This window comes from Streptomyces sp. NPDC049627, from assembly GCF_044465645.1.
Taxonomy (GTDB): Bacteria; Actinomycetota; Actinomycetes; order Streptomycetales; family Streptomycetaceae; genus Streptomyces.
In genome coordinates, this window is sequence record NZ_JBITLW010000007.1 from 116,031 (window position 1) to 126,974 (window position 10,944).

At 71.4% G+C, this 10,944-nt stretch carries 12 protein-coding genes; 5 read left to right on the plus strand and 7 right to left on the minus strand.

Annotated elements, in window-relative coordinates:
* Positions 1–3 precede the first annotated feature (3 nt).
* Positions 4–1,770, plus strand: coding sequence for a 3-oxosteroid 1-dehydrogenase (kstD, locus tag ACIBU0_RS20140; protein ID WP_398819946.1), 1,767 nt, complete (start codon positions 4–6; stop codon positions 1,768–1,770).
* Between the two features lie 21 nt (positions 1,771–1,791).
* Here kstD and ACIBU0_RS20145 read toward each other — a convergent pair whose 3' ends face one another.
* From ACIBU0_RS20145 to ACIBU0_RS20155, 3 genes are read right to left on the minus strand one after another with little or no spacing between them, the layout of a single operon-like run.
* Positions 1,792–2,607, minus strand: coding sequence for an ABC transporter permease (locus ACIBU0_RS20145; RefSeq protein ID WP_398819949.1), 816 nt, complete (start codon positions 2,605–2,607; stop codon positions 1,792–1,794).
* Positions 2,604–3,539, minus strand: coding sequence for an ATP-binding cassette domain-containing protein (locus ACIBU0_RS20150; RefSeq protein ID WP_398819952.1), 936 nt, complete (start codon positions 3,537–3,539; stop codon positions 2,604–2,606). Before ACIBU0_RS20150 ends, ACIBU0_RS20145 begins: the two co-directional genes overlap by 4 nt.
* A 21-nt stretch (positions 3,540–3,560) precedes the next feature.
* Positions 3,561–4,232 carry a DUF4097 family beta strand repeat-containing protein gene (locus ACIBU0_RS20155; RefSeq protein WP_398819955.1) on the minus strand — a complete coding sequence of 224 codons (672 nt, stop codon included), beginning with the start codon at positions 4,230–4,232 and terminating at the stop codon, positions 3,561–3,563.
* A 224-nt stretch (positions 4,233–4,456) separates the two neighbouring features.
* On the opposite strand from ACIBU0_RS20155, the gene ACIBU0_RS20160 reads away from it, so the two are divergent.
* Positions 4,457–5,209: a helix-turn-helix domain-containing protein gene (locus ACIBU0_RS20160; RefSeq protein ID WP_398819958.1), complete on the plus strand. Its 753-nt coding sequence runs from the start codon at positions 4,457–4,459 to the stop codon at positions 5,207–5,209.
* 19 nt (positions 5,210–5,228) lie between these two features.
* On the opposite strand, the gene ACIBU0_RS20165 is transcribed toward ACIBU0_RS20160, so the two are convergent.
* The 3 genes from ACIBU0_RS20165 to ACIBU0_RS20175 are packed head-to-tail and all read right to left on the minus strand — an operon-like array spanning position 5,229 to position 6,959.
* Positions 5,229–5,876, minus strand: coding sequence for a class I SAM-dependent DNA methyltransferase (locus ACIBU0_RS20165; protein WP_398819960.1), 648 nt, complete (start codon positions 5,874–5,876; stop codon positions 5,229–5,231).
* 58 nt (positions 5,877–5,934) lie between these two features.
* The gene (locus tag ACIBU0_RS20170; protein ID WP_398819963.1) at positions 5,935–6,249 is read right to left on the minus strand and encodes an AzlD domain-containing protein; all 315 of its coding nucleotides are present in this window, start codon (positions 6,247–6,249) and stop codon (positions 5,935–5,937) included.
* Positions 6,246–6,959: an AzlC family ABC transporter permease gene (locus tag ACIBU0_RS20175; protein WP_398819965.1), complete on the minus strand. Its 714-nt coding sequence runs from the start codon at positions 6,957–6,959 to the stop codon at positions 6,246–6,248. The genes ACIBU0_RS20170 and ACIBU0_RS20175 overlap by 4 nt, the downstream gene beginning before the upstream one ends.
* A gap of 81 nt (positions 6,960–7,040) precedes the next feature.
* On the opposite strand from ACIBU0_RS20175, the gene ACIBU0_RS20180 reads away from it, so the two are divergent.
* Positions 7,041–7,589, plus strand: a complete 549-nt coding sequence (locus tag ACIBU0_RS20180) for a helix-turn-helix domain-containing protein (protein ID WP_398819968.1) — start codon at positions 7,041–7,043, stop codon at positions 7,587–7,589.
* 92 nt (positions 7,590–7,681) lie between these two features.
* Here the strand turns inward: ACIBU0_RS20180 and ACIBU0_RS20185 are convergent, their stop codons facing one another.
* Positions 7,682–7,885 (minus strand): cold-shock protein, encoded by a 204-nt coding sequence (locus ACIBU0_RS20185; RefSeq protein WP_003992177.1) that lies wholly within the window; start codon positions 7,883–7,885, stop codon positions 7,682–7,684.
* Between the two features lie 288 nt (positions 7,886–8,173).
* Between ACIBU0_RS20185 and ACIBU0_RS20190 the strand changes: the two genes are divergently transcribed.
* Together ACIBU0_RS20190 and ACIBU0_RS20195 are read left to right on the plus strand one after the other, a co-directional pair.
* Positions 8,174–9,022, plus strand: a complete 849-nt coding sequence (locus ACIBU0_RS20190) for a menaquinone biosynthetic enzyme MqnA/MqnD family protein (RefSeq protein WP_398819971.1) — start codon at positions 8,174–8,176, stop codon at positions 9,020–9,022.
* A gap of 109 nt (positions 9,023–9,131) precedes the next feature.
* Positions 9,132–10,868 carry a protein kinase gene (locus ACIBU0_RS20195; protein WP_398819974.1) on the plus strand — a complete coding sequence of 579 codons (1,737 nt, stop codon included), beginning with the start codon at positions 9,132–9,134 and terminating at the stop codon, positions 10,866–10,868.
* Positions 10,869–10,944: the final 76 nt, after the last annotated feature.

The window sequence follows — 10,944 nt, forward strand, 5'->3', positions numbered from 1 at the left end:
GAGATGAACGGTGGCGTGAACCCCTCGCGAAGACACGTACTCGCCGCGGGCGCCGCGGGCACGGCCGCAGCTCTTGCGGGTGTCTCGGCACAGGGCGCGCAGGCGGCCGACCTCCCCCTGCTCGGCACCTACGACGTCGTCGTCATCGGCTCCGGAGCCGCCGGCATGACCGCCGCCCTCACCGCCGCCAAGCAGGGCCTGAGCTGTGTGGTGCTGGAGAAGGCGGCCACCTTCGGCGGCTCCGCCGCCCGGTCGGGTGCCGGGATCTGGATTCCCAACAACTCGGTGATCCTCGCGGCCGGCGTGCCGGACACGCCCGCGAAGGCCGCCGCCTACCTCGCCGCCGTCGTCGGCCCGGACGTTCCCGCCGACCGGCAGCGCGCCTTCCTCGCCCACGGCCCGGCGATGCTCTCCTTCGTCATGGCCAACAGCCCGCTGCGGTTCCGCTGGATGGAGGGGTACAGCGACTACTACCCCGAGCTGCCCGGCGGCCTCCCGGGCGGCCGCTCCGTCGAACCCGACCAGCTCGACGGCAACCTCCTCGGCGCCGAACTGGCCCGGCTGAACCCGCCGTACATGAGCGTGCCCGCCGGCATGGTCGTCTTCAGCGCCGACTACAAGTGGCTGGCCCTGGCCGCGGTGAGCGCCAAGGGGGCCGCCGTGGCGGCGGAGTGTCTCGCGCGCGGTACGGCTGCCGCCCTGCGCGGGGAGAAGCCGCTGACCATGGGGCAGTCGCTGGCGGCGGGGCTGCGGGCGGGGCTGTGGTCCGCCGGGGTTCCCGTCCGGCTCGGCACACCGCTCACCGAGCTGTACGTCGAGGGCGGCGCCGTGCGCGGAGCCGTCGTGACCCGGGACGGCGGTCCCGCTCTGGTCCGCGCCCGCCGGGGGGTGATCGTCGGCTCCGGCGGCTTCGAGCACAACGCGGCGATGCGCGAGCGCTACCAGCGCGCACCCATCGGCACGGACTGGACGGTGGGCGCGAAGGAGAACACCGGCGACGGCATCCGGGCCGGTCAGCGGCTCGGCGCCGCCCTCGGCCTCATGGACGACGCCTGGTGGGGCCCGGCGATCCCGCTCCCCGGCCAGCCGTACTTCTGCCTCGCCGAACGCACCCTCCCCGGCGGACTGCTGATCAACGCCGCCGGCTCCCGCTTCGTCAACGAGGCCGCGCCGTACAGCGACGTCGTCCACACGATGTACGAGGCCGACGCCACCAGTCCCGCCATCCCGTCCTGGCTGATCGTCGACCAGAACTACCGGAACCGGTACCTCTTCAAGGACGTCGCCCCGACCCTGCCCTTCCCCGCCGGCTGGTACGACTCGGGCGCCGCGCACAAGGCGTGGACCCTGGATGCGCTCGCCGCCTCGATCGGCGTCCCGGCGACGGCCCTGCGGACGACGGTGGACCGCTTCAACTCCCAGGCGCTGAAGGGGAAGGACCCCGACTTCCACCGCGGTGACAGCGCCTACGACCACTACTACACGGACCCGTCGGTCCTGCCCAACTCCTGCCTGGCCCCGCTCTGGCTCCCTCCGTACCACGCCTTCCGGATCGTCCCCGGCGACCTGGGCACGAAGGGCGGCCTCGTCACGGACGCCCGCGCCCGCGTGCTGCGGGAGGACGGCTCGGTGATCCCCGGCCTGTACGCGGCCGGGAACGCGAGCGCGGCGGTCATGGGCCACAGCTACGCGGGGGCCGGTTCGACGATCGGCCCGGCGATGACGTTCGGGTACATCGCGGCGCGGGACATCGCCGGGCTGCCCGGATGATGTCCCGCGCCGTCAGAGCCGTTACTTCGGGTCGCTGTTGAACTTCGCGGTCGACCAGAAGTAGCCGAGGACCGCGAGGCCCAGGCACCAGGCGACGGCGAGCCATCCGTTGTGGCCGATCCCGGTGCCCAGCAGCAGGCCGCGCAGGGTCTCGATGGCCGGCGTGAACGGCTGGTACTCGGCGATCGGCTGGAACCAGCCGGGCATGGAGTCGACCGGCACGAACGTGCTGGAGATCAGCGGGAGGAAGATCAGCGGCATCGCGTTGTTGCTGGCCGCCTCGGCGTTCGGGCTGACCAGGCCCATGCCGACGGCGATCCAGGTGAGCGCCGTGGCGAACAGCACGAGCAGCCCGAACGCCGCCAGCCACTCCAGGGCCGTCGCGTCGGTGGAGCGGAAGCCGATGGCCACGCCGACGGCACCGACGAGGACCACGCCGGCGACCGACTGCAGGACGCTGCCGACGACGTGTCCGACGAGCACGGAGCTGCGGTGGATCGCCATCGTGCGGAAGCGGGCGATGATGCCCTCGGTCATGTCCATGGAGACGGAAACCGCGGTGCCGATCGTGGTGGAGCCGATGGTCATCAGCAGCAGGCCGGGCACCAGGTAGGCGATGTAGGCGGAGCGGTCCGGGCCGCCGCTGATGCCCGCGCTCATGGTGTCGCCGAAGATGTAGACGAAGAGCAACAGCAGCATGATCGGCGTGAGCAGCAGGTTCAGCGTCATGGACGGATAGCGCCGGGCGTGCAGGAGGTTGCGGCGCAGCATCGTGGACGAGTCGCGTACGGCCAGGGAGATCCGGGTCGGGCGGGCGGGAGCCACGGGGGTGCTCATCGGACAGCCTCCTTGGGCTGGGTCAGGGCGAAGAAGACGTCGTCGAGGTCGGGGGTGTGCACGGTCAGCTCGTCCGCCTCGACGCCGGCCGAGTCGAGCCAGTCGAGGACGGAGCGCAGCTCGCGCTGGCTGCCGTCGCTGGGGATCTGCAGCGCGAGGGAATCGTCGTCCCGGGTCACCTCGCGCAGTGCTGCAGCAGCGCCGTGGTAGGCGGCCGGGTCGGTGAAGCGGAGCCGTATGTGGCCGCCGGGGACGATCCGCTTGAGCTCCTCGGCGGTGCCCTGGGCGGCGATCCTGCCGTCGTGGAGCACGGCGATGCGGTCGGCCAGCTCGTCGGCCTCCTCCAGGTACTGGGTGGTGAGGAAGACGGTGACGCCGCCCGCGACCAGCTCGCGGATGATCTGCCACATGGTGTGCCGCGAACGCGGGTCGAGGCCGGTGGTCGGCTCGTCGAGGAAGATGATCCGCGGGTCGCCGACGAGGGTCATGGCGATGTCGAGGCGGCGCTTCATGCCGCCGGAGTAGGTGGAGGCGGGTTTCTTCGCGGCGTCGGTGAGGTCGAAGCGCTCCAGCAGCTCGGCGGTGACCTGCCGTCCCTCCCGCTTGGACAGGTGATGCAGGTCCGCCATGAGACGCATGTTCTCCTCGCCGGTGATCAGGCCGTCGACGGCGGAGAACTGCCCGGTGACGCCGATCGCGGCACGCACGGCCTGCGGATCGGTGGCGAGATGGTGACCCGCGACCTGGGCCTGTCCGCCGTCGGCGGAGATCAGTGTGGAGAGGATCTTGACGGCGGTGGTCTTGCCGGCGCCGTTCGGGCCGAGCAAGGAGAAGACCGTTCCTTCCGGGACGGCGAGGTCGACACCGTCGAGGACGGTCTTGTCGCCGTAGGACTTGCGCAGCCCGTTCGCCGCGATGGCCAGGTCGGTCATGGGGAGTGCTCCTCGTGAGGTCTAGAGGCTGCGGGCGGTGATGTCGCCGTGGGAGGTGGTCGCGCGGATGGTCAGTTCGGCGTCGGCGCCGTCGGTGTTCCTGAGCGCGTTGTGGATGCGGCCGTAGCCGGTGCTGGCGTCCAGGGAGGCGGACACACCGTGGGCGGCGTCGATGGACACGTCGCCCATCTGGGTGGTCAGCACGACGCTGCCGCGCACCGCCTCGGCGATCCGGATGTCGCCCTTCTGGGTGCTGATCTGTGCGGGACCGCCCAGGCGGCCCACCGATACGTCACCGGCGAGGACGGTGAGGCGGGCGCTCGCGGTCTCGTCGAGCTTGAGCGGGCCCTGCGCGCCCTCGAAGGTGACGTCGCCGAGCCGTCCGACGCCGCGGAACTCGGCGCTGGCCGCCTTCCCCTCGATGTGGGAGCCGGCCGGCAGCTGGACGGTCACCTCGATGGATCCGGAGGGGCCTAGGTACTGGTTCCGCGCCGCCGGGGCGTCGATCCGCAGAACGCCGTCGGCGTATTCGACCGTGGTCTGCTCGGCCGCCTTCACATCGCGGCCCTTGGAGGCGTTCGCGGGCAGGACCTCGACGGTGGTGTCGGCCCGGTCGGCGGCGATGAAGTGGATACGCCCGGCGGGGATGTCGAGGACGGCGGAGATCGGGGCGGGGGTGTTGAACGTCTGCATCGTGCGCTCCTGGGTTCGTCTTTGTTTCTTACAACGGAAACGCTACGTTGCGTTCAAAAATCTGGCAACAGCGTCATTGCGTCTGACCCGGATAAGCGCAGCTCAAGACAGAAATATCGTTGCAATGATCCTCAAGCGTAATGCAACGACCTGTGGCGGGTCGTTGCAATGGAGTGGATGTGAACGCTATGGTGACGGCACCACGGAGCAGTAAGGAGACCGCGATGCCGGGAGGCAGGCTCACCCAGCAGGAACGTCAGCAGATCGCGCTGGGACTGGCCGACGGGCTCGCCTACGCGGAGATCGCCAGGCGTCTCGACCGCCCGACCTCGACCATCACGCGCGAGGTCATGCGCAATGGCGGCCCGACCGCCTACCGTGCAGACCTCGCCCACCGCGCCACCGAACGCCGTGCCCACCGGCGCAGGCAGGCCGCGCCCCGGGGGCAGGAGGCGTCGCCGCAGGCCCACGGACGCGACGCCGAGGCGGTGCGCGAGTACGAGGAGACGCTGACCACCGTCTTCATGCAGTCGGGCATGCCCAAGATGACGGCGCGGGTGATGGCCTGCCTCACCATCAGCGACACGGGCAGCCTCACCGCCTCCGAACTCGTCCGGCGCCTCCAGGTCAGCCCGGCGTCCGTCTCCAAAGCGGTCGCGTTCCTCGAGAGCCAGGACCTCCTGCGCCGGGAACGCGACGAGCGCCGCCGCGAGCGCTACGTCGTCGACGACGACATCATGTACCAGTCGATGATGGCCAGCGCCCGCGCCATCGCCCAGGTCGCCGAGACCGCACGGCAGGGTGTCGGCGTCCTCGGCTCCGGCACCCCGGCCGCCACCCGCCTGGAGAGCATGGCCCGCTTCCTGGACTTCGTCGCCGAGAGCACGGCCCGCGCCGCTGACCAGGCGCGCGAGATCCTGCACACCAAACCCGGCACGCCCGCGGGCGGCGGCGCCGAGCCGGGTTCAGGTCACTGACGGACGGCCTCTGAGGCGCTCACCGGGGCTTGCGGGCGATCAGGAACGCCTGCTGGCACGTCTCGTCGAGCGCAGGGTCGGGTTCGCGGACCGTCCGGGACACCAGGGCGAAGCCCGCCGCCGTCAGCAGGTCGGCGATGTGCTCCGGCCGGCGACGCTGGAAGGTGAGCGAGACCGGGTGACCGAAGGGCCGGTCGTGGTGCCGGTGTTCGTCGCCGGCCTGGAAGGCGACCAGCAGCGGCGCGCCGGGAGCCAGCACGCGGTGGAACTCGGCGAACAGGGCCGGGAGCCGATCCACGGGCGTGTGGATGGAGGAGTAGAAGGACAGGGCGCCGGCCAGCGTGCCGTCCGGCACATCCAGCTCCAGCATCGAGCCCTGCTCGAAGCGCAGCTGCGGGTTCTCGCGGCGGGCGATCGCGAGCATCGACTCCGACAGATCGACCCCGAACACGGGCAGCCCCAGAGCGGCGAGCCGGGCGGTCGTCCGGCCCGGACCGCATCCCAGGTCGGCCACCGGGCCGTCCCCCTCGACGAGTTCGGCGAACAGACCCAGCACCGCCCGCTCCAGGGGCCTGTCCGCCAGCTCGTTCCGGAAGAGGTCCGCGTAGTCCTCGGCGATGGCGTCGTAGAAGGTGCGGGTCGTGGTGAGGAAGTCGGCTTCGGTCATGGCCGGGGACCCTAGCGAAGCCGGTGCCTGCTCGCCGCTCCCTTTGTGCGAGAGCCCGTCATGCCACGCCCACCGCCCGCAGCACCGCGGTGGCCCCCGCCGCCCCCAGCACCACCACCGCGAACGGCGCCCTCCGCCACGCCAGGACACCGCCCACCAGCACCCCGGCCGGACGTGCCCAGCCCGCGAAGCCGCCGTCCTCGGTCAGCGCGCCCGTGGCCAGCAGGGCCACCAGCAGGACGATCGCGCCCGCCGACAGCACCTCCTGGACGGCGGGCGAGAGTTCGACGCGCCCGTGGAGCACCGGCCCGACCAGCCGGAAGGCGTACGTGCCGGCCGCCAGCGCCAGCATCATGACCACCGTCGCGCTCATGCCGTACGCCTCCCGCCACCGCGCCCGTACACGGCGAGCCCCGCCAGCGCCACCAGCACCGGCACGCCCGCCGGAACGGCCGGCGTCACCACCAGCGCCAGACCGGCACCGAGCAGCGCGGACCGCCGTACGGCCGGACCCTCGCGCAGAGCGGGCAGCACCAGGGCGACCAGGACGGCGGGGAAGGCCGCGTCCAGGCCATAGGTGCTCGTGTCGCCCAGCGCGCCGCCGGCCAGTGCCCCGGCCAGGACGCCCAGGTTCCACACGGCGAACAGGCCCAGCCCCGAGATCCAGAAGGCCGCCCGCCTGCGCGCCGGGTCCGACTGGGCGAGGGCGAAGGCCACCGTCTCGTCGGTCACCAGGTGCGCGCCCAGGAGGCGGGCGACGCGACCCTGGCCGAGGATGTCCGCGACGGTGAGGCTGAAGGCCGCCGTGCGCGCGTTGAGCAGCAGTCCGGTGGCCACGGCCGCCACCGGCCCGCCCCCGGCGAGCAGCACACCGACCGCGCTGAACTGCGCGGAGCCCGCGTACACGACCAGCGACATCACCACCGGCACCCACACCGGCAGGCCCCCGGTGACGGCGATCGCGCCGAAGGAGACACCGACGACGCCACTCGCCAGCCAGACGAGCGCACTGTCCCGCACGAGAGCTGCTGTCGGAGGTCGCGTGAGAGGTGCCATCATCGGTGTTCGGAGAAACGAACGCATGTTTTCCAGAGTGAACGCACGCCGATCGTTCGTCAAGACGAACGAATGTACTCGTAAAACGAACGACAGGGAGTGAGCCGCATGGGTGAGCCCCTCACCTGGATCGCCGCCTCCCTGCGCCGCGAGCGCGCCCGGGCCGGGCTGTCACTGTCCGAGCTGGCCAAACGGGCGGGAATCGCCAAGTCCACGCTGTCCCAGCTGGAGGCGGGCAGCGGAAATCCCAGCGTGGAGACGCTGTGGGCGCTGGGAGTGGCGCTCGGTGTGCCGTTCAGCGCGCTCGTGGAGCCGCCGGCACCGGCCGTACAGGTGATCCGGGCGGGTGAAGGGCCCACTGTCGCGTCCGAACGGGCGGACTACGTGGCGACCCTGCTCTCGGCCAGTCCGCCGGGCGCCCGCCGGGACATCTATCACCTGCGGGCGGAACCGGGACCGGCCCGGGAGTCGGAGCCGCACATTCCGGGCTCGGTGGAGCATCTGATCGTCAGCACGGGGCGGGTGAAGGCCGGGCCCCGGGGCGAAGAGGCCGACCTGGGACCGGGCGACTACATGTCGTATCGCGGGGATGTGCCGCACTCGTACGAGGCGCTGGCGCCCGGGACGACGTTCGTGCTGGTCATGCAGCACGTATAAGGCAACGCGTACAAGGCAGGAGCCCCTGCGCCGGAAGGCGAGGGGCTCCTTGGGTACTGCTCTCAGACGTCTTCAGAGGGGCATCCCTCGGATCAGACGGGGGTGACGTTCTCCGCCTGCGGACCCTTCGGGCCCTGCGTCACGTCGAAGGAGACCTGCTGGTTCTCCTCCAGCGAACGGAAGCCGCTCGCGTTGATCGCGGAGTAGTGAACGAAGACGTCGGGGCCGCCGCCTTCCTGGGCGATGAAGCCAAAGCCCTTTTCGGCGTTGAACCACTTCACGGTTCCGGTAGCCATAAGCCCTCCTTGGGCCCAAAGGGTTGCCCTGCTCCAGAACCCTGCAAGTGTGAAAACAAGATGCCGCACAACTGCATACGTCTGAAAACGACGAGAGCCCGCGGTTACATGCTCCGCAGGCTCTGTACTGCAAGGGAAACCAAACTGCAACTTGCGGCGAGCCTAGCACGCGGGCAGCCGAAAGCAATAGAGGTCAAGATCACGTCACCCGGACGTTTGAAGATCGAGAAGGTGTTGACCCTGGGGGTCGAAGTCCGAAGCGTACCTCACGGGGTCTAGTCTCGCGATGTGGACAATTCTCGCACCCGGCCGCGCGTAGGCCACATCCAGTTCCTGAACTGCCTGCCCCTGTACTGGGGGCTCGCGAGAACGGGCACGCTCCTCGACTTCGAGCTGACCAAGGACACCCCGGAGAAGCTCAGCGAGCAGCTGGTGCGGGGTGATCTCGACATCGCGCCGATCACCCTCGTCGAGTTCCTGCGCAACGCGGACGACCTGGTCGCCTTCCCCGACATCGCAGTCGGCTGCGACGGCCCGGTGATGTCCTGCGTGATCGTCTCGCAGGTCCCCCTGGACCAGCTGGACGGCCGCCGGGTCGCCCTCGGCTCGACCTCGCGCACCTCCGTCCGCCTCGCCCAGCTCCTCTTCGCCGAGCGCTACGGCGTACGGCCCGACTACTACACCTGCCCGCCCGACCTCAGCCTGATGATGCAGGAGGCGGAGGCGGCCGTACTGATCGGGGACGCGGCGCTGCGGGCCAACCTCCTCGACGGCCCGCGCTACGGCCTTGAGGTGCACGACCTCGGCTCGCTCTGGAAGGAGTGGACCGGCCTGCCCTTCGTGTTCGCGGTGTGGGCGGCGCGCCGGGACTATGTGGAGCGCGAGCCGGTCATCACCCGCAGAGTCCACGAGGCCTTCCTCGACTCCCGCAACCTCTCCCTGGAGGAGGTCGCCAAGGTCGCCGAGCAGGCGGCCCGCTGGGAGGATTTCGACGAGCGGACCCTGGAGCGGTACTTCACCACCCTGGACTTCAGCTTCGGCGGCCCGCAGCTGGAGGCGGTCGCGGAGTTCGCGCGGCGCGTGGGGCCGACGACGGGGTTTCCGGCGGATGTGAAGGTGGATCTGCTGCGGCCGTAATCTGCCGCGGCCGTAATCTGCCGCGGCCGTAAAGGCGGGGCTGCTTCCGCATTAACCTGCTGGGAGTTCCACGGGCGCAGGAAGCCGTACGGGGGAGGGGTGGGCGCCGATGCAGCCGCTCGGAGTTGACGAGCCGACCGCCGTCGGGCCGTACCGGCTGCTCGGGCGGCTCGGTTCCGGCGGGATGGGGCGGGTGTACCTGGGGCGCAGCGCGGGCGGCCGTACGGTCGCCGTCAAGATCGTGCACCCGCACTTCGCGCTGGACGAGGAGTTCCGCGCCCGTTTCCGCCGGGAGGTGGAGGCGGCGCGGCGGGTGGGCGGTGCCTGGACGGCGCCCGTGCTGGACGCGGATCCGGAGGCGGCGGTGCCGTGGGTGGCCACGGCGTATGCGGCGGGGCCGTCGCTGGCGGCGGCGGTCGCGGACGCGGGTGGCCCGCTGCCGGCGCACACCGTACGGGTGCTGGGCGCGGGCCTGGCCGAGGCGCTGGCCGCCGTGCATGAACTGGGGCTGGTGCACCGGGATGTGAAGCCGTCGAACGTGCTGCTCACGCTGGACGGCCCCCTGCTGATCGACTTCGGCATCGCGCGGGCCACGGACGGTACGGCGTCCCTGACGTCGACCGGCGTCTCGATCGGCTCGCCCGGTTACATGTCGCCCGAACAGATCGTGGGCAAGGGGGTCACCGGGGCGGCGGACGTCTTCTCGCTGGGCGCGGTGCTGGCGTACGCGGCGAGCGGGCAGCCGCCGTTCTCCGGGGACTCGTCGGCGGCGCTGCTGTACAAGGTGGTGCACGAGGAGCCCGAACTGGACGCGCTGGACGGCGAGGTGCGGGAACTGGTGGCGGCCTGCCTGGCCAAGGAGCCGGGTGCGCGGCCCGCGCCGGGCGAGGTGGCGCGGCGACTGGCCCCCGACGGGGCGGCCCGGGCGGTGGCGGGCGGGTGGCTGCCGGGGGCGTTGGTGGAGCAGGTCAGCCGTGGTGCCGTGCAGCTGCTGAACCTGGAGGCGGGGGAGGACGTCGCCTCGGGGCCGGTGGCCTTCAGCAGGCAGGCGACGGTGGGGGAGTTCGGGCCGCCGCCGGTGATGCCGGGGGCCGTGCCCGGGGCAGCTTTCGCCTCCGGGTCCGCCTCCGGGACCCCTTCCGCCTCCGGGACTGCTTCTGTGCCCGATGCCCCCGTCGCCGTACCCGAACCGCGTGACGCCCGGCCTCCTCAGGACCGTGCTGCCCCGACTCCCGAGGACACCGCCCCGGCATCCGATCAGCGGCCCGGCAAGCTCTCCCTCTCCGTCGCGGCGGCCTCCACGCCGGGGGAGGGAGGCCGTGGGCGGCGGATGAGCTGCACGGTGGCGCTCGCGGTGGCGGGGGCGTTGGCCGCGGTGACGGTGGGGTCCGTGTTCGTGTTCGAGCTCCTGCCGGGCGGGGACCAGGACACCAACGCGGATTCGGGGGCGGCCTCGTCCCAGGCGCCGGGCACGGACGCCTCCACGCCGGCCGCGGGCTCCGTCCCCGCCCGCTACCTCGGCACCTGGGAGGGTGAGGCCAGCGCCCTCGGCAGCCTGCCGGCGGGCACCTTCCGGCTGACCGTGCACAAGGCCGACGTGGGCGACGAGTTGGGCACTCTCCGGCAGACGGACCTGCTAGGCGGCGTCTGCAACGACGTCCTGACGCTGAAGAAGGTGACGGCGAAGGAGCTCGTCGTGACGTCCGTGGGCCGGAAGACCAACCACGGCGGCTGCAACCCCACACCGCACACCGTCCGGATCACACCGAGCGGAGACGACCTCGTGTACCGCTCGGAGAGCGACGCTGAGGGGAACCCCGAGGCGCGGCTGTCGAAGGTCGGGTAGCGGCGAGGGGCGGCGAGAAGCGGCGAGGGGCGTCTGAGGGGGGTCCTCTACTGTTGCTGCTCGCACGTGAGCATGA